Below are 25,367 nucleotides of genomic sequence, written 5' to 3'. Positions count from 1 at the left end.
TACGCGGCTACCGGTATCCGATCGCGCGTGCGCTCATCGGCTCGGCTCCGGCAACTGGCATTCGGAGACCTTCGGGTTCATACCGAGGTAGTTGAGCGGGCCCGCGAGCACCGTGAGTCCGATCGTGCCCAGATCGCCGCAATTGGCCGGGGTATTGGTGAAGTAGTCCCGCTGCATCGCCGCCGCCAGCCCGGCCCCGAACCAGACCAGCATCAGCACCGACAGCAAGAATTTCGCGGTTTGGTGGGCCGGACTGGCCCGGATCTCCCGCACTTCGCGAATCTCTCGGTCCCGTCGATTCCGTCGACCGCGCATCGTCATCGCACCCTTCCCGCCGGCGAGCACCACACTGACACACCATGTGAACAGCGCCGACCCGGTGGACGCCGCCACGACACGCGCGAGATTCTGCTTTATCAACTGTGCAGCCCGGTAGCCGCAGAGTCAATGGACGGTATCGGTCGAAGCCCGCACCGCATCGTCTCGACACGGTGCGGGCGGGTCGAAGATCAGGCCACGGGTACCGTCTGGTCGTCGGCGGCCTTGGCACGCAGATCACCCAGCAGCCTGGTGAGCTTGCGGGAGACACTCATCTGGGACACGCCGAGGCGTTCGGCGATTTCGCCTTGGGAGAGCGTGTCGTAGAACCGCCAGATCAGCAATTGCCGGTCCTGTGGCGACAGCTGCGCCAGCAGCGGTGCGACGGTGATCGTGTCTTCGGTGAGACGGTAGCTCGGATCCAGGTCGCCGAACGTTTCGGCGACGGTCATGCCGGGATCGCCGTCGTTGTCGCGGGCGGGAGTGTCGAGGCTGCGGGTCTGGAAAGCATTGGCCGCCACGAGGGTTCGGGCGATGTCGGTGACCGGCACGTCGAGTTCGGCGGCGAGTTCGTGGGCGGTGGGGGAGCGCTGGAGCCGACGGCTCATCTCTTCGGTCGCTTCCCTGACCTTGCCCTGGAGTTCTTTTTCGCGACGGGGAACGTGCAGTGGCCAGATGTGATCGCGGAAATGCCTGCGCACCTCACCCATGATGGTCGGCACCGCGAAGCCGAGGAACGGTGAACCGGTGGTCACGTCGTAGCGGTCGACCGCCATGACCATGCCGAGCCGCGCGGTCTGGAGTAGGTCGTCGAAGATCTCGCCACGGCCTGCGTACTTGCGAGCGATGTGCTCGGCGAGCGGTAGACAGACCTCGATGATCCGGTCCCGCAGAGCGTCGTGTTCGGGGCTGCGGGGATCGGTCAGCGCCCAGTGTGCGAACAGGGGTTCGGCGTTTTCGTAGGTGCGGTCGGTGGTCTCGGACATGCGGATCAGCTCCTGGCCTTCGAATGCTCTCCGGATCTGCGGAGGTGAACCTAAAGTGCGTGCAGGTCCAGCATTCTGAACGTCATCATCATTCCCGCGCCGAGGCCGACGGCGCCGAAGATCGCGGCGGGCAGCGATCCGGTGAGCGCAGCCAGGCCGAAGAGGAAGAACACGCAGGTGGCCAACATGATGGTGGTGCTGGTCAGATCCATGCTCGGCGTACTCGTTGTCCGATTACGTGAGTTGGTCATAGATCAAGGGTTCACCAACGCGTCGGTTATTAAACCGTTATTGGTTGACTGGGGTTGACAGAGGTACCTTTTCGGATTTAGATGTTTAACCCGACGTGCAATGGGAAAGATCAGTTTGCATCGCGCACGCGCAGATCGCGGGCGAGGTGGTCACGCTGTTCGACGACCAAGCGACGCAACGAACTCGGTGCGTCGGCATTCGCGGCGAGCCATCGGTCGACCCCGTCGAGCGAATCGGCGGCGGGAAAGAGCCCGACCACGATGCGTCGAGCGATCTCGATGCTCCGCTGATCCCATACCGTGCGCAGTGCCGCGAAATAGTCGTCGTCGTAGCGCGCGATCAGGTCGCGGTGGCGGCCGGCGCGGAACCCGTCGATGGTGGCATCGAGGTGGTCGTTGGTCAGGGTGGGGTCGCCCAGCGCAGAATCCCATGCCGCGGCTTTGACATCTGCTCGCGGGCGGGCCGCGAGTGCGCGCAGGTGAGCGGTTCGCCCCGATGCGGTGCCGTCTCGTTCCCCCTCGGCGTCCAGGTCGGCGAGCTTCGCCTCACCGGTGGCGGCCAGCGCCGTCCACAGCGCCCAGCGCAGATCGGGATCCAGGGCCAGACCCTCCGGCGCCCGGTCGAGCAGGATCGCCCGGATGTCGGTGGCACGGTGGCCGTCGACGGTGGCGGCGGACGCCACCGCACGCGCCCACGCCAGCTGCGCGCCGGAACCCGGTGCCGACGAATGCAGTGTGGCCCAGCAGGATTCGAGCCATTCACCGCGCCACCGATCTCGCGCCGGATCGGGCAGATAATGCCCGATGGTGAAAGACGCGTTCGCCAGGACCGCGGTGAGCAGCGCCATGTTCGTTTCTACGGGCGCGAAATCACGAGCCATCGACAGGTAGCGTTCGGCGTGGAGTTCGCCGTCACGGGTGGCGTTCCACAGTGCCGACCAGATCAGTCCGCGCGCCAGGGGGTCGGTGACCCGATTCAGTGAACTCTCCACGGTGGCGAGCGAATCCACGTCGAGACGGACCTTCGCGTAGGTGAGATCACCGTCGTTGAGCAGCCGCAGCGCAGCGGGTGCGAGAGTCACCGGTGTGTGAGCGTCGACGATGTCGAGTTCCACGCGCTCGCGAATCACCAAGTCACCCTCGGCATCGAAGTCGTAGAGCCCGACAGCGAGCCGGTGCGGACGCGGATCGGTTTGCACGATCGCACCGCTGTCGAGGGTCAGCGTGGACACCCCGGTCGTTTGCAACCAGGCCCGCGCCCAGCCCGCCAGATCACGGCCGGAATCCGCCGACAATTCGGCCAGCAGGTCGTCGAGAGTCGTGTTGCCGAATGCGTGCGTGCGGAAATACCGGCGTACACCCGAGAAGAACTCCTCCCGGCCGACATAGGCGACCAACTGTTTGAGTACGCTCGCGCCCTTGGCATAGGTGATGCCGTCGAAATTGAGTTTGGCGGCCTCGAGGTCGGTGATATCGGCGACGATCGGGTGCGTGGTCGGCAGCTGATCCTGCAGATACGCCCAGGCCTTGCGGCGGTTCGCGAATGCTACCCAGGCGTCGGTCCACTCGGTGGCCTCCGAGCTCGCGAGTGCGCCCATGTAGTCGGCGAAGGATTCCTTGAGCCACAGGTCGTCCCACCACACCATCGTGACCAGATCGCCGAACCACATGTGGGCCATCTCGTGCAGGATCGTGTTGGCCCTGCCCTCGTACTGGGCGGCGGTGGCCGCCCCACGGAACACGTAGGCCTCGGTGAACGTGACCAGTCCGGGGTTCTCCATCGCACCCAGGTTGTATTCGGGAACGAACACCTGGTCGTACTTGCCCCACGGGTACGGGTAGTCGAAGTTCTCGGCGAAGAAGCCCAGACCCTGCTTCGTCACCTCGAAGATCGTGTCGGCGTCCAGGTAGCGGGCCAGCGAAGCGCGGCAATAGATCCCGAGCGGGATCGTGAGTTCCCCTCGCGTCCACGACGATTCGACGCGATGGTACGGGCCGGCCGCGACCGCGGTGATGTACGTCGAGATCGGCAAGGTGGGGGAGAACTCGACGTTCTGGAGCACGCCGTTGTCCTGGATTGCCGCGAACGGCCGATTCGAGATCACCTGCCACCCGGCCGGTGCGGTTACCGCGAACGTGAACGGCGCCTTCATATCCGGCTGTTCGAAGCAGGCGAAGACCCTCCGCGCATCCGCCGGCTCGTACTGGGTATAGAGGTAGGTCTGGTTGTCGACCGGATCGACGAACCGATGCAGCCCCTCACCGGAGCGGCTGTAGGCACCGGTGCCCCGCACGACAACGACGTTCGTCTCCGACAAGCCGACGAGCGCGAGCCGGGCTCCGTCGTACTCGACGGCGACATCCGTGCCGTTGACGGTCACCGATTCCACCGACGGACCGATGAAGTCGAGCCACGTCTGTTCGACGGAGGCACCGAACTCGACGGTGGTCGTTGTCGCGAAACCATCCTGGGACTGATCCGGGGCCGTCGACAGATCGAGTTCGACGCGGTAGGCGCGGACGGTGATCGCGGCCGATCGCGCGGCGGTCTCGGAGCGGCTCAGGTTCGCGGTGTTCACGCCTCGATCCTGCCAGCCGCCCCGGCGCCGTGCGTCGCACTCCACGCGACAACTACTCCACGGTGACGCTCTTCGCGAGGTTGCGCGGCTTGTCGACATCGCGGCCGAGCGCGATGGCCGTGTGATAGGCGAGCAGCTGCAGCGGAATCGTGAGCAGCATCGGGTCCAATTCCGGTGCGACGCGCGGGACCCGGATCACTTCGTCGGCCGCGTCCGGCGGCAGGTCCGCGTTCGTGACGGCGATCACGGGTCCGCCGCGTGCCTTGATCTGTTCGATGGTGCTGAGGTTCTTGGCCAGCAGTTCGTCGTCGGGGACGATCACCACGCTCGGCATCTCCTGGTCGATCAGCGCGAGCGGGCCGTGTTTGAGCTCGGAGGCCTGGTAGGCCTCGGCGTGCACGTAGGAGACCTCCTTGAGCTTCTGCGCGCCTTCGCGGGCGACCGGCCACCCCCGCACCCGGCCGATGAAGAACATGCTGCGGGCCTTGGCGTAGCGGTGCGCGATCTCGGCGATCGCGTCTTCGTCGGTGAGGACCTGGTCGATGGCGGCCGGCAGGGCGCGCAGGCCGTCGACGATGCGATGGCCGTCGGCAGCCGACAGGTCGCGAACCCGGCCCAGCAGCAGGGCCAGCATCGTGAACGACACGGTCATATTGGTCAATGCCTTGGTCGAGGCAACCGAGATCTCCGGGCCCGCGTGCAGGAACACCCCTGCCCCGCACTGGCGAGCGATAGCGCTGCCCACCGCGTTGACGGCGCCGATGACCCGGCCGCCCTTGCGCTGTAGCTCCTGCACCGCGGCGAGGGTGTCGAGGGTTTCGCCGGACTGACTGATCGCGACGTAGAGCGCATCGGGATCGACGACCGGATTGCGGTAGCGGAACTCCGAGGCCGGTTCCGCGGTGGCCGGAATACGGGCGAGTTCCTCGATCAGCTGGGCACCGAGCTGGCCCGCGTAGTAGGCCGAACCGCAACCGAGGAAGACGACCTTGCTGATACTGCGCAGTTCGCGGGCGTCCATGTTCAACCCGCCGAGGTGGGCGGTGGCGAAGCGGTCGTCGAGGCGCCCACGCAGCGCTCGGCGCACCGCCTCGCTCTGTTCGGCGATCTCCTTGCGCATGAAGTCGGGGAATCCGCCGAGCGCGTAGTCCTCGGCCACCATGTCGATGGTGGTCGGGGTCTTGTCGGTCTGTTCGGACTCGAATCCCAGTGTGCTGGTGCGGAATTCGCTGTCGCGAATGGTCGCGAGCTCCCCGTCGTCGAGGAACACCACCCGCTGGGTGTGGTGGACGAGGGCGGCGACATCGGAGGCCACGAACATCTCGCCGTCGCCGACGCCGAGCACGATGGGGCTGCCGTTGCGGGCGACCACCAGCTCGGCCGGACGGCGCGCGTCGAGGACCAGCAGACCGTAGGTGCCGCGAACCCGGTGCAGCGCGGCGCGAACGGCGTCTTCGAGAGATTCGGATTCCTCGAGCTCGCGCGCGACCAGGTGGGCGATCACCTCGGTGTCGGTGTCGGAGACGAGATCGATGCCGAGCGCGGTCAGCTCGGCCCGCAGCTGTTCGGCGTTCTCGACGATGCCGTTGTGCACCACGGCGATACGGCCGCTGACATCGGTGTGCGGGTGGGCGTTGGCGTCACTGGGCTCGCCGTGGGTGGCCCAGCGGGTGTGCGCGATGCCGACGGTGCCGCGCAGAGCGGTGGTGTCGGCCTTGTCGCGCAGGTCCTGCACCCTGCCCCGGGTTTTGCACACGCGCGCCTTGCCGCGATGCGGCAGTGCCAATCCGGCCGAATCGTAGCCGCGATATTCGAGCCGATGCAGACCCTCCAGCAGCACGGGAACAGCTTGCCGGTGACCGATGTATCCGACGATTCCACACATGGCGTGATGAACCCCTTACCCGTAGACGATGCGACGAAGTTGCCGTTCGGTGAATGACGGTGCCGCGACCGGGCGCTCGCCGAGTTCGATCTCGAGGCGTCGCCAGATCTCGGCATTGCGCATCTCCCGAGCTTGCAGCTCGGCGTGCCTGCGCCGGACGAACTGCTCGGCCGTCTCGTCGAAGTAGCCGACGATGTCGGCGACGACCCGGGCCGCCACGCGTTCGGGTAGGCCGGTGGACGCCACGACATAGCGGACCAACTCGGTGGGTACCCCGTCATTCACTCGCACGATCATGCCTGCCCCGACCGGGTTCGCCAACATCCCTGCCCGAATTCGGGCAGATTGTGTCGCGACAGCGCCTCGATGGGACGCGTCATGCATGCAGTCGGTCCGGCCGGTGCGCGCGGAGTTCATGCCGTTATCGCCTTGTGAGGTGTGAGCCGCGACTTGCGAACAATTTGCTGGAAGGGTGTCGAGTACACGGAATACTGCGCATCCGAGTGGAGGTTGTGGTGAGGCGACGAATGGGCGACGCATTCAGTGACCGGCTCTATTTCGCGGGCCCCGCGTCGGCATCGGATGAAGCAGGCGGCAGGCCAGAATACGTCGTCGACGCGGCAATCGTGACGATCGCGGAAGAGATCGTGCGCACGGGTTTCGATACCGAGGATATCGTGCACCAGCGGCTGCGCAGGTTCTGTGCGCACGCGAAAGCCGAAGGCGCGATGGTGAATTGCCTTCTCGGTGCGGCAACTGCGGTGGAAGACGGAGGGGTGGTGCCCTTTGTCGGCAGAGTCGTCGGCAGGCTCGGGCACGCGGAGTTGTTGTTCGATCTCGCTCTGGACGAATCGGGTTTCGATCCGTTCGACGGTAACCCGGTGGTGAATTCGGTCGGGCCGGGGGCGATGACGGAACTGGATTTCGAATTCGTCATCGCTCAGGTGAGTGAGCTGGTCGATAGCTTGCTGCTACCCAATTACCTGGCACTGCTCGAATGGCGTGACCTCACCGGGGAGGCGCCGCGATCACGTCAGCCGGAGCAGTCGGCCGCGTTGCTGTACGAGCTGAACGAACGGCTCGCGCCGGTTCTCGGCGACATGCCGCTGGCCTGGTTGTTGCTGCACTACGCGGAGTTCGGCGTCGCGCCGCTGGCGGACTCGATCCATCGCGCGCTGCTGCGCACCAACGCCGCCGACGCCGTGGCCGCCGCGCGTACCGCCGCGGCGGCACTCACCGCGATGTCGTTCGTGTCCTCCTCGGCCAGGCTGGGTGATCTTCCGGTGGTGTCACGCCGTCCACGGCATCAGCCGACGCTGGTCACCGCCAACCACGTCATGGCCGATCTGGTCTGCGCGCTGTCGCGCTGCGATACCGCGAACGGCTGGCAGGCCGACGCGAAACTGCTGCGGACCGCCGACGCGCAGACGGTCGGCTGGCTGCTGGTCGAGGACCGCCGCCATCGACGTGAAACCCGCAGCAGCCGAGGCGATCTCATGGCATCGGCGATCGGGCTCGAGATCATGCTCGGCGTCGATCACACGTCCGGTTCGGCCCCGGCGACGGCGCAGGCGCCGGCGGCGACCGCGATCACCGCCGACCTGCTTCGCGTCCTGCGCCTGCCCTGGGACCAGATCCCGGAGTCGGCCCGCTACAGTCCGCGTCATCTGGACGGTGCCCTGCGTTTGGCCTGTTGCGCGATGGAGGCCATGGCCCCGGGCGTCGAGTCCATCTCCGATATCCTGCGCCGCGCGGCCGATCGGGCGATCCCCGCGCTGAGCGCCCGCCCGGAACCACCGATCTATCTCCAGGGCGCACTGGCCCTGCTCGAGTCCTGGCATCATGGCGGTGCGCCACGCACCCGCCCCCTGCTCGAGGCGACCGAACCCATCGCCCCCGTGGTCTTCTCCACGCTGTTGCTGATCGGTGCGGCGCTACTCGAAATGCTCGCCGAGGAGTTCGACGCGGACGTGACGCACGTACTCGACGCACTCGAGACGCGTCTGCGAGCCCGCGACCGTCTAGCGGAGTGACGACGGGATGGGTCGTCGCTCTCAGTGAAGATAGGCGGTGAGCTGAGGGACGGCGTTGACCACGTGCTGGGCGATGATCGGTTGGCCGATCAGGGTGAAGGCCCAATCCTGGTGGGGGCGGTGCAGTTTGCCGACGACGATGCCGGTGTGGGCGCCGACGCTGTCGAGATCGATGCGGATCAATTCGATACCGGTGACATTGTCGACGACGCGGCAGAAGCCGTTGGCGATCTGGTCGAACCGCTGGCCGGTGTAGCAGGTCACCAGGAACACGATCGTGGTGACGGCGGGATCGAGGAGGGCCAGGTCGACCACGATCACTTCGTTGTCGCCGTCCCCGTCGCCGGTGACGCTGTCCCCGAGATGGCGCAGCGCGCCGTCGCGCGAGGTGAGCTGCTCGTGGAAGGCGACATCGACGAAGTTCTCGCCGGCGAACGACAGCGCCGCCGCGTTGAGATCGATGTCCTTGCGGCGGGGATGCATTCCGTTGGCATGGGCCGGGTCCCAGCCCAGGCCCATGCTGAGGTGGGTGATTGTGTGCGTCATGCGGTACTCCTGGCCGATAGGAACCCGCCCGACCGAGCACGAGCAGGGTTGCCGACCAGACTTCCCGGCTCGTCGACCCATAAACATGGGGTAAAGATCACGCCCAGCACAAATCTGGCGGCGTGCTGTGCGCTCCGTCCGGCCGGCTTGTGGTCGCCACGGGACTACTGTGACGGCGATGAGCGCACGCTTCGAAGAACTCGGCTGGCGGCAGACCCCGATCGGCGAGATCAGTCTGCGTCGACGCTTCGATCCGACGGTGCGGGCCGATGTCTACGAGGTGAAGCTCGGTGACGAGTACCTGATGTCGAGCTTGTTCACCGTCGCCGAACGTGCGCTGTCGCGGCTGGGATTGGGGCGCACGCCCGGCGACCGGCTGGATGTGCTCGTCGGTGGGCTCGGCTTGGGATACACCGCGCGAGAAGCATTGCTGGACCCACGAATTCACGCGCTCACGGTGATCGAGTACTCCGACGCCGTCATCGAGTGGCATCGCCGTGAGCTGCTGCCCGACACCGCCGGGTTGGCTGCCGACTCCCGGGTCGAGCTTGTCTGCGCGGACTTCTTCGCCGCGGCGGCGGGGCCGGTGGGATTCGATCCGGCACAACCGGGACGCGTGTACGACGCGCTGCTGCTCGACATCGACCATTCACCACGCCATGTCCTGCACGGTTCGAATGCCGAGTTCTACACCCGCGAGGGCCTGCGCGCGGTCGCGCAACACCTGGTCGACGGCGGCACCTTTGCGATGTGGTCCGACGACGCACCAGATGACGAGTTCCGCGAAATTCTGGAATCCGCCTTCATCGATGTGGAGGCGCGGCCGATCCTGTTCGACAACCCGCTGACCCGCGGGCGATCCGGCGCGACGATCTACCTCGCGACCAGGTCCCACCGCGCTCGGAGCACAGACCGCGACCAGGCATTATGTGACTAGGAACAACAATGCGGCGAAGTGATTGCCGTCGGCGTCGCTGAGGTTGATCGTAAGTGTCTGGGAGTAGTTGTCCCACACACCGAACCTCCGGCGATCGCGTCATGACGGGCCGGTTCGGGATCGAGCTTTTCGGATTCGACATCGGAGTCAGGATGAACAGCTTGCTCGAAAACCATCGCGGATGGGTAGCCGACATCTTCACGGATGGGTTGTACGGACGCAGTGACGCCCCGAGCCCCCGCGCGACGGTCGCCAACGATGCCCGGCCGCTGGCCCCCACCGACAGCCACCCGCGCCGACCGGAGGAGGTGATCGGGTGGCGCGCACTGTGCTCCTGCGACGGCTGGCACGGACGAACCTGGCTACGCACCGATCTGTCCGCCGACCACGCCCCCTCCGCGCGGGTGCTGCATTGCTCCACCGGACGCCTCGACGCCGACCTCGCCCGCCTGGTCCTGGCCGAATGGGACTATCACCAGCTCGAGATGCAGGCGCTGATTCCGGTGCGCCTGGCGTTCGAGGACACGGCGTCGGCACAGCGGCGCCTCGTCGAAGCCGTCCGCTTCGTGCGCGCGTCGGGCGCGTCGTGGGAAGCGGTCGCCCGGGTGATCAGCGCGCCGTCGGCGGAAGCGGCCGAATCGCGATTCAGTACTTGGACATCCCAGGGGCACAGCGCGGCGGAATTGCGCATACCGTAATACCCGCCGATTCGGCCATTCCGCTCAGCCTGAATTCAATGATGGTCGCGGCGCGTTCCTGCTGGTTTCGTGTGACGAGATCGTCCAGGTTCGAGCGAGAGGCCTCCGTATGTCCGTCCACGACGCAGCTGTACCCGGGAGCGCGGTGCGGGTGGTCAAGCTCGGCGCCCACATCGGCGCTCAGGTCGACGGGGTTCGGCTCGGTGGTGACCTGGACGCGCGAACGGTGGCCACCATCCGCGCCGCGCTCAGCGAGCACAAGGTGATCTTCTTCCGGGGCCAGCACCACCTGACCGAGGACGGGCAGTACGAGTTCGCGCAGCTGCTCGGCAACCCGACCACCCCGCACCCGACGGTAACCTCCGCCGGTGCGAAGAGCCTGGCCATCGACTCGCACCAGACGCGGTCCAACGTCTGGCACACCGATGTCACCTTCGTCGATCGTGTTCCGCAGGCCTCCATCCTGCGTGCGGTCGCCCTGCCCAGCTACGGCGGTTCGACCACCTGGGCTTCGACCGTGGCCGCCTACAACTCGCTGCCGGAGCCACTCCAGCGACTCGCCGAGAGCCTGCGCGCGCGGCATTCGAACCGCTATGACTACGCCGCCGAGATCCAGGACCGACCCGCCGATACCGACCGCGACTACCGTCGCGAGTTCGAGTCCACCTATTTCGAGACCGAGCACCCCGTGGTGGAGGTGCACCCCGAGACCGGTGAGCGCGCCCTGCTGCTCGGCTGCTTCGTCAAGGAGATCGTCGGGCTGTCGAGCAACGAGTCGCGGGCACTGTTCCGGCTGTTCCAGGACCGGATCACCCGCCTCGAGCACACCGCCCGCTGGAACTGGTCGCTGGGCGACGTCGCGATCTGGGACAACCGGGCCACCCAGCACTACGCCATCGACGACTACGACGGCAGCGAGCACCGCAGGCTCACCCGGATCACGCTGGGCGGGCCGGTCCCCGTAGGGATCGACGGCACCGCGAGCACGGTGATCGCCGGCGACGCCGAGCCGTACACCGCACCGCTCGAGCGTGCAGCATAACCATCATCGACCGCCACCAGCTCGCGCGCGTCCCCGGGCCAACACCCGGTATCGACTATCCTTCGACGGCACATTCGACCGTTGATCACGCGCGAACAGGTACCCACTGGCTCAGTCCGACGATGGGAATGCCGTGAATTTGTGGAGCTATGTCCAGGACCGAGGCGAGGTGTTGACCTTCCTCACCTATCAGCATGCGTCGCTGGCCTTTCAGACCGTGCTGGTCGGCACCGTCGTCGCGATCCTCATCGCGGTGGCGGTGTATCGGTTGCCGCTGGCATCGGCGTTGACCCTCACCTCGAGCCGGGTCGCGTTGACGATCCCCTCGCTGGCACTGCTGGCATTGCTGCTGGTCCCGTTCGGCCTCGGTGTGGTGCCGTCGTTCATCATGCTGGCGTTCTTCGCGGCCCTGCCGGTGATCGGTAACGCGATCGTCGGGCTGCGATCGGTGCCTGCCACGGTCGTCGAATCCGCGCGCGGCATCGGACTTTCGCGCTGGCGGATCCTGCTCACCGTCGAGCTGCCGATCGCCTGGCCGGTGATCCTCACCGGGATCAGGGTCTCGACCCAGATGATCGTCGGTGTCGCCGCGATCGTGGCCTACGTCCTCGGGCCCGGCCTCGGCTCGCTGATCTTCAACGGCCTGTCGCGTCTCGGCGGGGCCAACGCGCTCGAAATGGCGCTCACCGGAACCATTCTCATCGTTGCCATCGCGTTGGTCTTCGACGCGCTCCTCGTCCTGCTCGGACGCCTCACGATTGCCAAGGGACTGTGATGACCGATGTGACCAGCCAGCCCGCGCCGACCGCGCCCCAGCGCAACGTGACCGGCGATTCCATCACCTTGGACGGGGTCGTCAAGCGGTACAAGGGCCAGGACACCCCCGCCGTCGAACGCCTGGACCTCGAGATCGAGGCCGGCAATATCGTCGCGTTCGTCGGACCTTCGGGCTGCGGTAAGACGACCACGCTCAAGATGATCAACCGGCTGATCGAGCCGACCGAGGGCCGGATATTCATCGGCGGACGTGACGTGACCCGCGAAGATCCCGACAAGCTGCGGCAGTCGATCGGCTATGTCATCCAGTCCGGTGGGCTGTTCCCGCACTGGTCGGTCGCCAAGAACATCGGCGCGATCCCGCGGGTGCTCGGCTGGGACAAGAAGCGAATCGCCGAACGCACCGAATATCTTTTGGATCTGGTCGGTCTCGACCCCGCGACCTTCGCCGACCGTCTGCCCAAGGACATGTCCGGCGGCCAGCAGCAGCGTGTCGGCGTCGCCCGCGCGCTCGCGGCCGACCCGCCGGTGCTGCTGATGGACGAACCGTTCGGCGCGGTGGACCCGATCACCCGGGTTCGCCTGCAGGACAGTCTGATCGCGATCCAGCACGAACTCGGCAAGACCATCGTGATCGTCACCCACGACTTCGAGGAAGCCACCAAACTCGGTGACAAGGTGCTCATCCTGTCCGAGGGCGGACACGTCGAGCAGTACGCGACACCGGAGGAGATCCTCACCGACCCGGCGACGCCGTTCGTCGAGGAGTTCGTCGGATCGGGCGCGAAACTGGCCTATCTCACGGTGTCTCGGGTCCGTGATGTGGAGGTCGACCCGGTCACCACCGCCAAGATCGGCGAATCCTCGCAGGTCGTGATCGGGCGGGCGAAAGCCGCGGGACACACCTGGGTGGTGGTCGTGGACGACGCGGGGCGGCCACGGTCGTGGCCCTCGCTGCCGGAAGTGGCGAGCAAGCCGGAGGTTTCGGACTACCTCGATCGCCGGCTGCCCGTCGTCGCGCAGTCCTCGACCCTCAACGACGCGCTCGACGCCATGCTCGCCGCCAGCCAGGGCGCGACCCTGGTCACCGACGGTCGCGGCGCCGTAGTCGGCTCGCTCAACATCGGCTCGGTGACCGACGTGATCCAGACCAAGCTCGCCGAAGGGCACGCCGCCGCCGAGGACCTGTCCTACGAAACCTACGTCGACGGTTCCGATCCCACACCCACCCCGGTCGTCGCCGCCGACGACGAACACGGATCGGCCGGACCGGCATGAACCGTCTGCGCCGGGTCCCGATCGATGTGTGGTTCGAACCGCTCATCATCGTCGTGATCGGCATCGGATACGTGCTCTGGTATCAGTCGTCGACGTTCACCGCGACCGAACAGGCCTCGCTCGGCTGGGCCAATCTGCAGACCACGATCCTCGAGCACATCCGGCTCACGGTGGTCGCCACGCTGATCGTGGTGGTGGTCGCGATTCCGCTCGGTATCGCCTTGACCAGGCCCGCGTTGCAGCGGTTCGAGCCGATCGCCGTCAACATCGCCAATATCGGTCAGGCCGCGCCCGCCGTCGGACTGCTCGTGCTGTTCACCTTCTGGCTCGGCACCGGATTCCGCACGGCGGTCGTCGGTCTCGTCGTCTACGCGATCCTGCCGATCCTGCAGAACACGATCGTCGGGCTGCGGCAGGTCGATCACCGCACCATCGAGGCCGCTCGCGGCATCGGCTTCTCGGCCGGGCGGACGCTGGTTCAGGTCGAATTGCCGCTGGCCGTGCCGGTGATCCTCAACGGCGTGCGCACTGCGCTGGTCATTTTGGTCGGCACCGCGACGCTGAGTACCTTCATCGGTGCGACCAGCCTGGGCACGCTGATCACGACCGGTGTCACCCTGTTCCTGCCCAAGCTGCTCATCTCCGGCGCCGTGCTCGTGGGGTTGCTGGCGTTGATCATCGATTGGCTCGGCCGACTCGTCGAACTGGCCGCGACCCCACGAGGTGTCTCATGAGGCGAGTCCCGTTGATTACCGCGCTGGTCGCGACGCTGTCGTTGCTCGCCGGGTGTGGCCTGGTGAGCTCGTCGGGCACCTTCCACGACGCGAGCCTGCCCGGCGGCGAACGTCCCCTCGACGGCGCGAAATTGGTCGTCACCTCGAAGAGCTTCACCGAGGGGGTGTTGCTCGGCAAGATCACCGCGACCTACCTGGCCGCGGCGGGGGCCTCGGTCACCGATCTGACCGGCGCGCCGGGATCGGCCTCGTCACGGCAGGCCCAGCTCAACGGCGACGCCGACGTGCTGTGGGAATACACCGGCACCGGCTGGGTCAACTACCACAACGAGACCGAGACGATCGTGGACCCGCAGGAACTGTGGCAGCGCGTCCACGATGTCGAGAAGCGTGACTACGACCTGGAATGGCTGCCCCCGGCCAACTTCAACGACACCTACGCGTTCGGTGCGTCGACACCGACCGCGCAGCGACTCGGCGTGAAGTCACTCTCGGACGTGGCCGCGCTGCCGGTTGCCGAACGAACGTTCTGTGTCGACGACGAATTCTTCAGTCGCTCGGATGGTTTCATTCCGATGCTGCAGAAATACGGCATCCCCTACAACGATCCCAACGGTGTGCCCGCGGGCAACGTCACCCGCATGGACGCCGGCGTCGTCTACACCGCGACCGCCAAAGACTCTCCCTGCCACTTCGGCATGGTCTACACCACCGACGGCCGCGTCAAGAACCTGAACCTGGTGGTCCTGGACGACGACAAGAAGTTCTTCCTGCCCTACAGCGGGACCGCGGTCGTGCGGGGCCCCGTCCTCGACGCCAACCCCGAACTGCGCGAACTTCTCGGCACGATCTCCGAACTGCTCACCGACGACCTGATGCGAGAACTCAACGGCCGCGTAGACATCGACGGAGAAGACCCCGCCGACGTCGCCTACGACTGGCTGAAAAGCGTGAAACTGATCGCCTAGCGCAGCGGCACGCTGCCGCGGGCGATCCAGCGCCGGGGAACGTGATCGACGCCGGTCTATGATCGCGCTGTGCCTCAGGATGGTCTTGCCGACGTGCAGCGTTTCGATCCGGTGCCGGACCCGCGGCCGACCGATGAGGTGTGGCCGGAGCTGAAGTGGCCGGTTGCCCCGGATGCCGAACTCGTCGGTGAGACAGTGCGGTTGAGCCCGGTCGATCCGGCAGCGGACGCGGCCGAGTTGTTCGCGGTGCTCGAGCACGATGTCGTGTGGGCCCACATTCCGTTTCGTCCGCGCGATCGACAGGAACTCGAGGTGTTCCTGCGGTCGTGGCACGCGACGCCGGAGAACCATCTGTGGATTGTCCGAACGCGCCGGGCCATCGCCGGCCACCCGGTCGGTGCGATCGTCGGGATGACCTCCTATCTCGAAACCCGAGCGAGGGACGCCCGGTTGGAGATCGGCGCCACCCTCTTCGCCCCGGGCGTGTGGGCGAGTGGGGTGAACCCGGAGGCCAAGTGGCTGCTCCTGGCCTATGCGTTCGACACGCTGGGTGCCGGTCGCGTCGAGCTCAAAACCGATGTTCGCAATCACCGTTCGCAACAGGCCATCGCGCGCCTCGGCGCCCGGTACGAAGGCACACTGCGCCGCTATTCCCGGCGCGCCGACGGCACCGTTCGCGACTCCGTGCTGTTCTCGATCACGGTGGAAGACTGGCCGGACGTCAGAGCGCGTCTTGCCGGCCGGCTTCGCGATCTCGGGCGTTCCGTGAACTCGTCCGCGGCACCCCTACGCTGAACGCGGCCGGCTACCGATGCGCTGATACGGGTAGGCGTCATGAGGGTTTCGCGTTTGCGTAGCCTGTCCTGCCGGCGATCCGCCTACTCGGCAGGCCCTCACACTGCGCAGTTGCCGAAAGCCTATTTCGAGAGCGGCAGCCCGGTCGGTTCGGGAATCTGTTCGACGGTGAGTCGTTTGCGGAAGACCCAGTAGGTCCAGCCCTGGTAGATCAGGACCACCGGGGTGCACAGGACCGCTGCCCAGCTCATCACCTGGAGGGTGTAGTGGCTGGAGGAAGCGTTGTGGATGTTCAAATCGAACGCGGGGTCGATCGTCGAGGGCATCACGTTCGGGTAGAGCGAGCCGACCAGCAGGATAGTGGCCGCGGCGATCGTGACGGTGGTGCCGATGAACGCCCAGCCGTCACGGGCCGCGGCGGTGGCCCCACCGGCGACGACCAGGCCGAGCACGGCCGCGCCGAGCGCGGCCCAGGTCCAGCCGGAGCCGTAGGCGAGCTGAGTCCACAGCCCGAACCCGCCGACAATCGCCACCGTGGGCACGAACAGGATCCGCACGCATATGCGGGCATCGTCGCGGACTTCACCACCGGTTTTGAGCGCGAGGAAGATCGCGCCGTGCAGGGCGAACAGGATGGCCGTGGTCGCCGCGCCGAGCAGCGCGTAGGGGCTGAGCAGATCCCACACCGAGCCGACGACCTGTCGCTTCTCGTTCAGCGGTACCCCGCGCACGAGGTTGGCGAACACCCAGCCCCACGCCAGTGCCGGAATCCACGAGCCGATGCCGATGCCGATGTCGCACCAGGCCCGCCACTTCGGCGAGTTGATCTTCGATCGCCACTCGATCGCGCAGATTCGCAGGATCAACGCGACCAGCAACAACAGCAGGGCCAGATAGAACCCGGAGAACAAGCTCGCGTACCACTCGGGAAACGCCGCGAACATCGCACCGCCCGCGGTGATCAGCCAGACTTCGTTGCCGTCCCACACCGGGCCGATGGTGTTGAGCACGACGCGCCTGCGCACATCGGAACCCTTACCGAGGATCGGCATCAGCATGCCGACGCCGAAGTCGAAGCCCTCGAGGATGAAGTAGCCGGTGAACAGCACGGCGACCAACACGAACCAGAATTGCTGCAGACTCATCGTCGTCTCCTAGTACGCGAAGGACAGCGGCTCGACGGGTTCGGCGCGGTGCCTGCCGCCACCGCCGTCGTCATCGGGACCGAACTCGTCATCGGAAGCCGTCGGCCCTGGTTCGGGCCCGACCACGGTGTAGCGATGCATCAGGTAGTACCAGACCACCGCCAGCGCGCCGTAGAGCAGCGTGAAGACAGCGAGGGAGAAGATGACCGTTCCCGGTGCGTGATCGGAGACGCCTTGCGCCACCGTCATTCGAATGGTCTTGTCGCCGGTCAGGTTCGGCACCACCACCCACGGCTGACGTCCCATCTCGGTGAAGACCCAGCCCGCGCTGTTGGCCAGGAACGGGGTCGGGATGGCGATCAGGCACAGCCAGGAGAACCAGCGTGTGTCGGGAACTCGGCCACCGCGGGTCATCCAGAGTCCGGCCAGCAGCAAGAGCGCCGGTCCGGCCAGCAGACCGATCATGCCGCGGAAGCCCCAGTAGGTGACGAAGAGGTTGGGCCGGTAGTTGCCGGGTCCGTAGTCCTGGACGTAGGACTTCTGCAGATCCTCCACACCCTGCAACGTGACGCCGGTGAACTTGCCCTCGGCCAGGAACGGCAGGACATAGGGAACCTCCAGCAGATGCGTGACGCTGTCGCAGTTGTTGTGCGTGCCGACGGTGAGGATCGAGAACTTCGGATCGGTCTCGGTGTGGCACAGCGATTCCGCCGACGCCATCTTCATCGGCTGCTGTTCGAACATGATCTTGCCCTGGATATCGCCGGTCAGAGCCACTACGACGATCGATGCGGCGATCACCCACATGCCCGCCCGCGCCGCCGGACGCCACATGGTCTCGGCTTCGTCGAGTTTCGTGGCATTACCACTGCGTACGTTGCGCACCATGAACCAGCCCGCGATGCCGACGACGAAGGTCGCCGCGGTCAAGAACGCGCCGGCGACCACATGGGGAAACGCCGCGAGGGTGGTGTTGTTGGTGAGCAGCGCCCAGATGCTGTCCAGCTCGGCGCGTCCGGTCTCGGGATTGTATTTCGCACCGACCGGGTGCTGCATGAACGAGTTGGCGGCGACGATGAAGTAGGCCGACGCGTTGACACCGATCGCGACGATCCAGATCGTGGCGAGGTGAACGAGTTTGGGCAGGCGAGTCCAGCCGAAGATCCACAATCCGAGGAATGTCGACTCCAGGAAGAAGGCGACCAGCGCTTCGAAAGCCAGTGGCGCTCCGAAGACGTCGCCGACGAACCGGGAGTACTCACTCCAGTTCATCCCGAACTGGAACTCCTGCACGATGCCGGTGGCGACACCGATGGCGAAGTTGATCAGAAAAAGTTTTCCGAAGAACTTGGTGAGTCGGTACCAGTGTTCTTTTCCGGTGATCACCCACGCTGTCTGCATTCCCGCGACGAGCGGTGCCAGTCCGATGGTGAGCGGGACGAAGATGAAATGGTAGACCGTGGTGATACCGAACTGCCATCTGGAGACATCCAGTGTGCTCATTGCCAGCGAACTCATCGTCGGATCTCCTGCCATCGCAGTGAACTGGTGCCGAACGGTGTCGAGGGGAAATGGATGAATATCAATCTTCGTGCGGTGGGGGATAGGTGATCGACGTTCCGTCGATGCCCGCACTGAATTCCGGTGTTTGCATGTAATTCGCATACGAGCGGAACGAGGCATTGCGCCATCCCTCGTTGCGGTCGATGCTCGGACCGTGCCGCAGTCCACCCGGTGCGGCGAGGTAGACGTAGCGAATGTCTTTCGCCCGCAGGATTTCCGGGAGTGTCTCGCGGCCGAACTGAGGATTGTGCCGAGACCGGGGGACGGTCCTGATATCGACGAGCTGGGTGACGCCGTAATCATCGAGCAGGCCGACGAATTCGTCCGCGGTCCGCGTGGAATGGCCGATCGTGTACACAGTCAGCACTGTTCGATCCTAGGTGACCAGGTCGCGAATTCCGGTCAGGACTCGGCGATCGTCTTCGCGTGCAGCAGGACGTCCTCGATCATCGCGGGAGTCACCCGACCGGTAGCGGTATTGCGCTGACTCACGTGGTAACTGCCGAGCACGGTGACCGATCGGCCGTCGGGATGGGTGATGACGACTTGTGCGCCGTGGGTGAAACGGGGACGTGGGCGTGGCACGTTCCAGCCCCCTGCCAGCAGGACGGTAAAGAGGGCCTGCCAGCCGAAGGCGCCGAGAACGACGATCACCCGCAGCGTCGGGCGCAGCAGCTCCAATTCCCGGCTGAGGAAAGGCGCGCAGCGCTGCCGCTCTGCGGGTGTCGGTTTGTTCTCCGGCGGGGCGCAGTGCACCGGTGCGGTGAGCCGGGTATCGAGCAGTTCGATCCCGTCGTCGCGGCTGACCGGGTGCGCGCCGGTGGCCAGACCGACCGCGTGCAGTGCGCCGAACAGGACGTTGCCGCTGGGATCGCCGGTGAACATGCGCCCGGTCCGATTGCCGCCGTGGGCGGCGGGAGCGAGGCCGACTACGAGAATTCGCGCGTCGGCGGGCCCGAAGCCCGGTACCGGTCGACCCCAATACTGTTCGTGGCGGAAGGCCGCGCGTTTGACGACGGCGACCTCCTCGCGCCAGGCGACGAGCCTGGGACAGGCGCGACAGGTGGAAACCAGGCGGTCGAGCGCGGCGATATCGGGGGTGTGGGCCGCCGCTGCCGGGGCTGCTTCCGGATCCACGCCGGTCATCGGCCCAGTCTAGTCGGCGGCCCCGATGCGGTTTCGAGACAGTTCGCCGACGGAACCATCTGCGCGGTACCGTCGGTACCAGGTACATTCGGGGGATGTTGTCCACCGAGATCGTGAGCGCCGACGGAGTCGTGCGCGGTCGTGCGGGTCGTCGAATCGCCCGCTGGCGTGCCCTGCCCTACGCGGCCCCACCCATCGGAGCGTTGCGGTTGCGTGCTCCCCAGCCCGTTCGACCGTGGACGGGGGTGCGATCGGCGACCGAGTTCGGCTTCGCCGCGGTGCAGAACCCCAACGGTGCTCGCGTGGGGCCGCGAACCTGGCAACCCACCGGGGAGGATTGCCTGACGCTCAATGTGACCGCTCCGGTGACGCCCTCGTCGACACCGCGCCCGGTCATGGTGTTCTTCCACGGTGGCGGCTATCTGATCGGCACATCGAGCATGTACTCCGGCGCACGGTTGGCCGCGCGAGGAGACGTGATCGTGGTGTCGGTGAACTACCGACTCGGTGCGCTCGGGTATGTCGATTTCAGCGAATTCTCCACATCGGAGAGACCTTTCGAGTCGAACCTCGGATTGCGCGATCAGGTCGCGGCACTCGAATGGGTGCGCCGCAATATCGCCGCGTTCGGCGGTGACCCGGACAACGTCACCATCTTCGGTGAATCGGCGGGTGCACACGCGGTGGTCAGCCTGCTGGCGACCCCCGCCGCCCGCGGCCTGTTCCATCGGGCGATCGCGCAGAGCGCCCCGGCGGACTGGACCTCGACTCCGGACGCGGCGCGCCACTTCGCCCGCCGTTGCCTGGACCGGCTCGGCGCCGCCCCGGCCGACGCCGCGACCGTCCTGAACACCGTGTCAGCGAAGGAACTGGGCCGGGCGGGTGACCGCGCGCTGGGCCGGGCGCTGCGCGAGAATCCGGGCAGTTTTCCCTACGCCCCGGTCGCGGACGGCGACTTCCTGCCGGAAATGCCCGTGGACGCGATCGCGGCGGGCCGGGCGCATCCGGTGCCGTTGATCATCGGCACCAACCGCGACGAGGCGACGCTGTTCCAGCGCTTCGCCAAGGCGGTGCCGCACACCCCCGAGCAGCTGACGACCATCTTCGGACGCTACGAACCGGGCGCCGAACAAGCGGTGACCAGCCGATACCCCGGCTACCCGGCCGCGCGAACCGCGGTGCGCGTCGGCGGGGACCACCTGTTCCTGCGTCCGACGCTGGCCGTCCTCGAAGGCCACAGCCGCTATGCCCCCACCTACGCCTACCGGTACGACTACGCCCCGCGCGCACTGCATCTGGCGGGTTTCGGCGCCACCCACGCGCTCGAACTCGTCCCTGTCTTCGGCTGGGTCGACGGACCGGTCGGCCGCGCGATGACAGCGGCAGGCGGCAGGCGGGCGTTCCTGGCGGTCCAGGACCATATCCAGGACAACTGGCTCAGCTTCGCCCGCACCGGCCGGCCGCTGCCGCCCTGGAGCCCCTACACCGCCGAACGCCGGACGACCTCCATCATCGACCATCCACCGCGCGTGCTGGTCGACCCCGAGTCCGCGCGACGCGAAGCGTGGCAAGGCATCCGGAAGTGCGAAGCATGACCGTCGAGCTCGCCGCGGGGCAGCCGGCCGATCGCATCAAGGCGCTCTACGCCGAAGACGGGCAGATCCGTGCGGCGCGTCCCGCCGAGGACGTACACGCCATCGTGACGACCCCCGGGCTCGCGACGGCGCGCATCGTCGAGACCGTCATGACCGCCTACGCCGAGCGCCCGGCGCTCGGCACGCGCCGGACCGAATTGGTCGAGTCGGGCGGACGACTGACTCGAAAGCTGTTGCCGGAGTTCGATGTACTGACCTACGGGCAGGTGTGGGAGCGCACCCGCGCGCTCGCCGCCGCCTGGCACAGTGACGGCATCGTCGCGGGGGATTTCATCGCGGTGCTCGGGTTCACCAGCGCTGACTACACCGTGCTCGATCTGGCCACGATCCATGTCGGCGGGGTCGCGGTGCCGTTGCAGGCGGGCGCGGGCCTCGAACAGTTGTATTCGATCCTCGACGAGACCGAGCCGACGGTGTTCGCGGTCGACACCGCCCACCTGGCCATCGCCGTCGACGCGATACTCGCCGGCGCAACACCACGTTCGCTGATCGTGTTCGACCATCACGCCGACGACGACGATCACCGCGATGCGCTCGACGCGGCCCGTGCCCGTCTGCGTGCGGGGGGTTCGTCCCTGGTGCCGAGCACGCTCGCCGACATCGTCGCACAGGGTCGGCTCGCCGATGCGGCTGCGCTGAGCGTGCCCGCCGACGGCGAAGACCCCCTCGCCCTGCTGATCTACACCTCGGGCAGCACCGGTACGCCCAAGGGCGCGATGTACACCCAGCGCTTGGTCGCGGTCGGCTGGCAGCCCGCGCGGCCGTTGGCCGCGATCAATGTCAACTTCCTGCCGATGAGTCATATCGCGGCCCGCCTCACCCTCAACAGCGTGCTCGCCCGTGGCGGCACCGCGTTCTTCGCGGCGGCGCCGGACCTGTCCACGTTGTTCACCGACATCACGCTCGTGCGGCCCACCGAGATCTTCCTGGTGCCGCGGGTGTGCGACATGATCATGCAGCGCTTCCGTCATGAGGTCGCCGAACGCGGCGAGGCGGCGACCGAGACGGTGAAAACCGAACTGCGTGAACAGTTCCTGGGCGGCAGGTTGATGTCGGCGCTGTGCGGCAGCGCGCCGATCGCCCCCGAGCTGCGTACCTTCGTCGAATCGGTGCTGCAATTGCGCCTGCACGACGGGTACGGCTCCACCGAGACCGGCGGCGGGGTGATCTTCGATACGAAGGTGATGCGCCCGCCGGTGCTGGACTACAAACTCGTCGACGTGCCCGAACTCGGCTATTTCGGTACCGACAAGCCGTATCCGCGTGGGGAATTGCTGCTCAAGACCACCACGATGATCGCCGGGTACTACCGCCGCCCGGAGGTGACCGCCGAGGTCTTCGACGCCGACGGCTTCTGCCGCACCGGCGACGTGGTCGCGGAGCTGGCGCCGGACCGGCTGGCCTACGTCGACCGCCGCAACAATGTCCTCAAGCTGTCCCAGGGCGAGTTCGTGACGGTATCGCGGCTGGAAGCGGTGTTCGCGGGCGCCGATCTGGTGCGCCAGATCTATGTGTACGGCAGCAGCGAACGGTCCTATCTGCTGGCGGTCGTGGTGCCCACCGACGCTGCGCTCGCGGTACCTGCCGACGGGTTGCGCGCCGCGGTGAGTTCGTCGCTGCACCGCGCCGCCGTGTCGGCTGGGCTCGAGCCGTACGAGATTCCGCGCGACTTCATCATCGAGACCGAGCCGTTCTCGACCACCGACGGGACCTTGTCCGGAGTCGGGAAACTGTTGCGCCCGAAGCTGAAACAGCGGTACGGCGAGCGTCTCGAGAAGCTCTACGCGGACCTGGCACGGGGTCAGGAAGACGAACTGCAGCGGTTGCGTCGCGATGCGCCCGGCCTACCGGTGTACGAGACCGTCGTTCGCGCCGCCGGCGCGGTGCTCGGCGGCGATTCGGCAGATCTGCGACCCGATGCGCGATTCGGTGATCTCGGCGGCGATTCGCTGGCAGCACTGTCGTATTCGTCTCTGCTGCGGGAATTGCTCGCGGTGGATGTGCCGGTGAATGTGCTGCTCGGGCCGGACAGCGACCTGGCGCGCATCGCCGACTACGTGCGCCGTGAACGCGAACCAGGCACGCACAGAACCGATTCCGACGCGGTACACGGTATCGATGCGGCCGAGATTCGCGCTGCGGATCTGACACTCGAGAAGTTCTTGGATGTCACCGCGACGGCACAGGTGCCTGCCGCGGCACCCGCGCGGACGGTGCTGATCACCGGCGCCAACGGCTATCTCGGCCGGTTCCTCCTCCTGACCTGGCTGGAACGACTCGCCCCTCGGGGCGGCAAGGTGATCTGCGTGGTCCGCGGCGGCGATGCGATCGCCGCTCGCGAGCGCCTCGACGCGGCGTTCACCAGTGACAGCGAGCTCGACACTCATTTCCAGCTCCTCGCGAAGGACACGCTGGAAGTGCTGCCCGGCGACATCGGTGAACCGAATCTCGGTCTGCCACAGCCGACATGGGACCGGTTGGCCGCCGAGGTCCATCTGATCGTGCACTCCGCGGCACTGGTGAACCATGTGCTCCCGTATGCGCAGCTGTTCGGCCCGAACGTGGTGGGCACCGCCGAGATCATCCGGCTGGCGCTGACAACGAGGCGCAAGCCGGTGAGTTACCTGTCGACGGTGGCCGTCGCGGCGCAGGGGGAGTCCTTCGCCGAGGACGGTGACGTGCGAACCATGAGCCCGGTCCGCCGGCTGGACGATTCCTATGCCAACGGCTACGGCAACAGCAAGTGGGCGGGTGAGGTGCTGCTGCGGGAGGCGGCTGAGCGGTTCGGACTGCCCGTCGCGGTGTTCCGCTCGGACATGATCCTGGCGCACAGTCACTTCCGTGGCCAGCTCAATGTGCCCGACGTCTTCACCCGGCTCTTGCTGAGCGTGCTCGTGACCGGTCTCGCGCCGCTGTCGTTCTACCGCACCGATTCTGCCGGGCAACGACAGCGCGCCCATTACGACGGACTACCAGCCGACTTCGTTGCCACGGCCGTCACCGCACTCGGCGCCGCCGCTACGAGCGGTTACCGCACCTACGACGTCCTGAACCCGCACGACGACGGCATCTCCCTCGACGTCTTCGTCGACTGGCTGATCGACGCGGACTGCCACATCGATCGCATCGACAGCTACGGCGAGTGGTTCGCCCGGTTCGAAACAGCCTTGCGGGCCCTCCCCGAACCTCAGCGCAAACACACCCTGCTCCCGCTGCTCGACGCCTATCGCCGGCCCGGTCGTCCACTGCCCGGCTCGGCTCTTCCCGCCGAGGGATTCCGTGCCGCCGTCCGCGCCGCGCAGATCGGTTCCGACAACGACATTCCGCACCTACCGGCGGATCTCATCGCCAAATATGTCCGCGACCTGACCGGTCTCGGCCTGCTGGAGTAGGCCGTACGGGGTGGGCCGGGCGATCCAGGACTGCCAGCGGCTGCCGAGGACGAGCTCGGCCAGGCGCTGGTAGCCGCCGCTGCCGGGGTGGGCACCGTCGCCCGCCCTGGCTTCGCGAGTCCAGACGGGGTCGTCGGCCAAGTGCCGTGTGGTGGCGACGAACGGCACCTTGCGTGATTCGCACAGCTCCGCCATGTCGTCGGCGAGCTCTGCGGTGCGCCGCAGGTGCTCCGCGCCGCCGTCGATGACAGGTGGTGGGCCGATTACCAGCGGATGGATCGCACGCTCCCTGCTTTCGGTCAGCAGGGTCGCGAGGTTGTCGAGGCATTGTGCCCTGCCCACCCGGACGTTGCCGTCCTCCACGACCGCGTCGTTGCTGCCGAACGAGATCACCAGACGATTGTCGGCCCCGGGCAGGACGCGCGGCTCGACCTCTCCCCAGCAGCGGCGCAGGACATCAGCGGAGGTATTGCGCCGGATGCCGAGGTTGAACGCGGTGATACCGGGCCCGCTCGCGGCGAGTACGCGGCCGACCCAGCCGCGGCACTCCGGGTCGCCGATTCCCTGGACGAAGGAGTCGCCGATGAAGCAGATGCGCAGATCCTCATTCATTCGGGCAACTGTACGAGGTGGGGGAGT

At 66.6% G+C, this 25,367-nt stretch carries 23 protein-coding genes; 11 read left to right on the top strand and 12 right to left on the bottom strand.

Annotation, left to right across the window (positions count from 1 at the left end; translation table 11 throughout):
* Nucleotides 1–33: 33 nt before the first annotated feature.
* The 6 genes from ACWFRF_RS18890 to ACWFRF_RS18865 all read right to left on the bottom strand — a co-directional run bounded on the left by ACWFRF_RS18890 (nucleotide 34) and on the right by ACWFRF_RS18865 (nucleotide 6,304).
* Nucleotides 34–273 carry a hypothetical protein gene (locus ACWFRF_RS18890; protein WP_378990065.1) on the bottom strand — a complete coding sequence of 80 codons (240 nt, stop codon included), beginning with the start codon at nucleotides 271–273 and terminating at the stop codon, nucleotides 34–36.
* A gap of 236 nt (nucleotides 274–509) precedes the next feature.
* A complete protein-coding gene (locus tag ACWFRF_RS18885; protein WP_452451227.1) occupies nucleotides 510–1,304 on the bottom strand; it encodes a SigB/SigF/SigG family RNA polymerase sigma factor in 795 nt (264 codons plus the stop codon).
* Nucleotides 1,305–1,354: 50 nt separating this feature from the next.
* Entirely contained in the window at nucleotides 1,355–1,555 is a 201-nt protein-coding gene (locus ACWFRF_RS18880; RefSeq protein WP_378628880.1) for a hypothetical protein, read from the bottom strand.
* 110 nt (nucleotides 1,556–1,665) lie between these two features.
* Nucleotides 1,666–4,134 carry an aminopeptidase N gene (gene pepN / locus ACWFRF_RS18875; RefSeq protein WP_379314693.1) on the bottom strand — a complete coding sequence of 823 codons (2,469 nt, stop codon included), beginning with the start codon at nucleotides 4,132–4,134 and terminating at the stop codon, nucleotides 1,666–1,668.
* 52 nt (nucleotides 4,135–4,186) lie between these two features.
* Entirely contained in the window at nucleotides 4,187–6,019 is a 1,833-nt protein-coding gene (glmS, locus tag ACWFRF_RS18870) for a glutamine--fructose-6-phosphate transaminase (isomerizing) (protein WP_379314694.1), read from the bottom strand.
* Between the two features lie 15 nt (nucleotides 6,020–6,034).
* Nucleotides 6,035–6,304: a hypothetical protein gene (locus ACWFRF_RS18865; protein ID WP_378990060.1), complete on the bottom strand. Its 270-nt coding sequence runs from the start codon at nucleotides 6,302–6,304 to the stop codon at nucleotides 6,035–6,037.
* A gap of 242 nt (nucleotides 6,305–6,546) precedes the next feature.
* Between ACWFRF_RS18865 and ACWFRF_RS18860 the strand changes: the two genes are divergently transcribed.
* Complete coding sequence (locus tag ACWFRF_RS18860) at nucleotides 6,547–8,052, top strand: hypothetical protein (protein ID WP_449962127.1); 1,506 nt, start codon at nucleotides 6,547–6,549, stop codon at nucleotides 8,050–8,052.
* A gap of 21 nt (nucleotides 8,053–8,073) precedes the next feature.
* Here ACWFRF_RS18860 and ACWFRF_RS18855 read toward each other — a convergent pair whose 3' ends face one another.
* A complete protein-coding gene (locus ACWFRF_RS18855) occupies nucleotides 8,074–8,679 on the bottom strand; it encodes a TerD family protein (protein ID WP_452451224.1) in 606 nt (201 codons plus the stop codon).
* 97 nt (nucleotides 8,680–8,776) lie between these two features.
* On the opposite strand from ACWFRF_RS18855, the gene ACWFRF_RS18850 reads away from it, so the two are divergent.
* The 8 genes from ACWFRF_RS18850 to ACWFRF_RS18815 all read left to right on the top strand — a co-directional run bounded on the left by ACWFRF_RS18850 (nucleotide 8,777) and on the right by ACWFRF_RS18815 (nucleotide 15,827).
* Nucleotides 8,777–9,535: a spermidine synthase gene (locus ACWFRF_RS18850; RefSeq protein ID WP_452451222.1), complete on the top strand. Its 759-nt coding sequence runs from the start codon at nucleotides 8,777–8,779 to the stop codon at nucleotides 9,533–9,535.
* Nucleotides 9,536–9,687: 152 nt separating this feature from the next.
* Nucleotides 9,688–10,233, top strand: a complete 546-nt coding sequence (locus ACWFRF_RS18845; protein ID WP_387444901.1) for a hypothetical protein — start codon at nucleotides 9,688–9,690, stop codon at nucleotides 10,231–10,233.
* A 109-nt stretch (nucleotides 10,234–10,342) separates the two neighbouring features.
* Nucleotides 10,343–11,275: a TauD/TfdA dioxygenase family protein gene (locus ACWFRF_RS18840; protein WP_379318476.1), complete on the top strand. Its 933-nt coding sequence runs from the start codon at nucleotides 10,343–10,345 to the stop codon at nucleotides 11,273–11,275.
* A 133-nt stretch (nucleotides 11,276–11,408) separates the two neighbouring features.
* Nucleotides 11,409–12,050, top strand: coding sequence for an ABC transporter permease (locus tag ACWFRF_RS18835; RefSeq protein WP_378628901.1), 642 nt, complete (start codon nucleotides 11,409–11,411; stop codon nucleotides 12,048–12,050).
* Nucleotides 12,050–13,330 (top strand): ATP-binding cassette domain-containing protein, encoded by a 1,281-nt coding sequence (locus ACWFRF_RS18830; protein ID WP_378990053.1) that lies wholly within the window; start codon nucleotides 12,050–12,052, stop codon nucleotides 13,328–13,330. The genes ACWFRF_RS18835 and ACWFRF_RS18830 overlap by 1 nt, the downstream gene beginning before the upstream one ends.
* Complete coding sequence (locus tag ACWFRF_RS18825) at nucleotides 13,327–14,064, top strand: ABC transporter permease (RefSeq protein WP_378990051.1); 738 nt, start codon at nucleotides 13,327–13,329, stop codon at nucleotides 14,062–14,064. The genes ACWFRF_RS18830 and ACWFRF_RS18825 overlap by 4 nt, the downstream gene beginning before the upstream one ends.
* Nucleotides 14,061–15,032, top strand: a complete 972-nt coding sequence (locus ACWFRF_RS18820; protein ID WP_379315318.1) for a glycine betaine ABC transporter substrate-binding protein — start codon at nucleotides 14,061–14,063, stop codon at nucleotides 15,030–15,032. Before ACWFRF_RS18825 ends, ACWFRF_RS18820 begins: the two co-directional genes overlap by 4 nt.
* Nucleotides 15,033–15,101: 69 nt before the next feature.
* Nucleotides 15,102–15,827: a GNAT family N-acetyltransferase gene (locus tag ACWFRF_RS18815; RefSeq protein WP_379315319.1), complete on the top strand. Its 726-nt coding sequence runs from the start codon at nucleotides 15,102–15,104 to the stop codon at nucleotides 15,825–15,827.
* Between the two features lie 122 nt (nucleotides 15,828–15,949).
* Here the strand turns inward: ACWFRF_RS18815 and cydB are convergent, their stop codons facing one another.
* From cydB to ACWFRF_RS18795, 4 genes are all read right to left on the bottom strand, one after another.
* Complete coding sequence (gene cydB / locus ACWFRF_RS18810) at nucleotides 15,950–16,972, bottom strand: cytochrome d ubiquinol oxidase subunit II (RefSeq protein WP_452451221.1); 1,023 nt, start codon at nucleotides 16,970–16,972, stop codon at nucleotides 15,950–15,952.
* Between the two features lie 9 nt (nucleotides 16,973–16,981).
* Nucleotides 16,982–18,475: a cytochrome ubiquinol oxidase subunit I gene (locus ACWFRF_RS18805; protein ID WP_379313788.1), complete on the bottom strand. Its 1,494-nt coding sequence runs from the start codon at nucleotides 18,473–18,475 to the stop codon at nucleotides 16,982–16,984.
* Between the two features lie 79 nt (nucleotides 18,476–18,554).
* Complete coding sequence (locus ACWFRF_RS18800; protein ID WP_379313786.1) at nucleotides 18,555–18,902, bottom strand: DUF488 domain-containing protein; 348 nt, start codon at nucleotides 18,900–18,902, stop codon at nucleotides 18,555–18,557.
* Between the two features lie 35 nt (nucleotides 18,903–18,937).
* Nucleotides 18,938–19,681, bottom strand: coding sequence for a uracil-DNA glycosylase (locus ACWFRF_RS18795; protein ID WP_379313785.1), 744 nt, complete (start codon nucleotides 19,679–19,681; stop codon nucleotides 18,938–18,940).
* Between the two features lie 95 nt (nucleotides 19,682–19,776).
* Between ACWFRF_RS18795 and ACWFRF_RS18790 the strand changes: the two genes are divergently transcribed.
* Nucleotides 19,777–21,276 carry a carboxylesterase/lipase family protein gene (locus tag ACWFRF_RS18790; protein ID WP_379313784.1) on the top strand — a complete coding sequence of 500 codons (1,500 nt, stop codon included), beginning with the start codon at nucleotides 19,777–19,779 and terminating at the stop codon, nucleotides 21,274–21,276.
* Nucleotides 21,273–24,728, top strand: coding sequence for a carboxylic acid reductase (car, locus tag ACWFRF_RS18785; RefSeq protein ID WP_452451219.1), 3,456 nt, complete (start codon nucleotides 21,273–21,275; stop codon nucleotides 24,726–24,728). Before ACWFRF_RS18790 ends, car begins: the two co-directional genes overlap by 4 nt.
* On the opposite strand, the gene ACWFRF_RS18780 is transcribed toward car, so the two are convergent.
* Nucleotides 24,666–25,340: a GDSL-type esterase/lipase family protein gene (locus tag ACWFRF_RS18780; RefSeq protein WP_379313782.1), complete on the bottom strand. Its 675-nt coding sequence runs from the start codon at nucleotides 25,338–25,340 to the stop codon at nucleotides 24,666–24,668. The two genes, car and ACWFRF_RS18780, sit on opposite strands and share 63 nt — an antisense overlap.
* Nucleotides 25,341–25,367: the final 27 nt, after the last annotated feature.

It is taken from the genome of Nocardia sp. NPDC055165, assembly GCF_053606985.1.
The sequence above is the reverse complement of the archived record's forward strand: the minus strand, read 5'-3'. Positions and strand labels throughout refer to the sequence as shown.

Excerpts from the sequence above, each read along its gene's own strand:
- cydB (WP_452451221.1), bottom strand. The coding sequence starts at position 16,972 with ATGAGTCTGCAGCAATTCTGGTTCGTGTTGGTCGCCGTGCTGTTCACC.
- ACWFRF_RS18855 (WP_452451224.1), bottom strand. The coding sequence starts at position 8,679 with ATGGGTCGACGAGCCGGGAAGTCTGGTCGGCAACCCTGCTCGTGCTCG.
- ACWFRF_RS18880 (WP_378628880.1), bottom strand. The coding sequence starts at position 1,555 with ATGACCAACTCACGTAATCGGACAACGAGTACGCCGAGCATGGATCTG.
- ACWFRF_RS18795 (WP_379313785.1), bottom strand. The coding sequence starts at position 19,681 with ATGACCGGCGTGGATCCGGAAGCAGCCCCGGCAGCGGCGGCCCACACC.
- ACWFRF_RS18830 (WP_378990053.1), top strand. The coding sequence starts at position 12,050 with ATGACCGATGTGACCAGCCAGCCCGCGCCGACCGCGCCCCAGCGCAAC.
- ACWFRF_RS18885 (WP_452451227.1), bottom strand. The coding sequence starts at position 1,304 with ATGTCCGAGACCACCGACCGCACCTACGAAAACGCCGAACCCCTGTTC.
- ACWFRF_RS18840 (WP_379318476.1), top strand. The coding sequence starts at position 10,343 with ATGTCCGTCCACGACGCAGCTGTACCCGGGAGCGCGGTGCGGGTGGTC.
- ACWFRF_RS18780 (WP_379313782.1), bottom strand. The coding sequence starts at position 25,340 with ATGAATGAGGATCTGCGCATCTGCTTCATCGGCGACTCCTTCGTCCAG.
- ACWFRF_RS18820 (WP_379315318.1), top strand. The coding sequence starts at position 14,061 with ATGAGGCGAGTCCCGTTGATTACCGCGCTGGTCGCGACGCTGTCGTTG.
- ACWFRF_RS18825 (WP_378990051.1), top strand. The coding sequence starts at position 13,327 with ATGAACCGTCTGCGCCGGGTCCCGATCGATGTGTGGTTCGAACCGCTC.
- ACWFRF_RS18805 (WP_379313788.1), bottom strand. The coding sequence starts at position 18,475 with ATGAGCACACTGGATGTCTCCAGATGGCAGTTCGGTATCACCACGGTC.
- ACWFRF_RS18860 (WP_449962127.1), top strand. The coding sequence starts at position 6,547 with ATGGGCGACGCATTCAGTGACCGGCTCTATTTCGCGGGCCCCGCGTCG.
- glmS (WP_379314694.1), bottom strand. The coding sequence starts at position 6,019 with ATGTGTGGAATCGTCGGATACATCGGTCACCGGCAAGCTGTTCCCGTG.
- ACWFRF_RS18790 (WP_379313784.1), top strand. The coding sequence starts at position 19,777 with ATGTTGTCCACCGAGATCGTGAGCGCCGACGGAGTCGTGCGCGGTCGT.
- car (WP_452451219.1), top strand. The coding sequence starts at position 21,273 with ATGACCGTCGAGCTCGCCGCGGGGCAGCCGGCCGATCGCATCAAGGCG.
- ACWFRF_RS18845 (WP_387444901.1), top strand. The coding sequence starts at position 9,688 with ATGAACAGCTTGCTCGAAAACCATCGCGGATGGGTAGCCGACATCTTC.
- ACWFRF_RS18850 (WP_452451222.1), top strand. The coding sequence starts at position 8,777 with ATGAGCGCACGCTTCGAAGAACTCGGCTGGCGGCAGACCCCGATCGGC.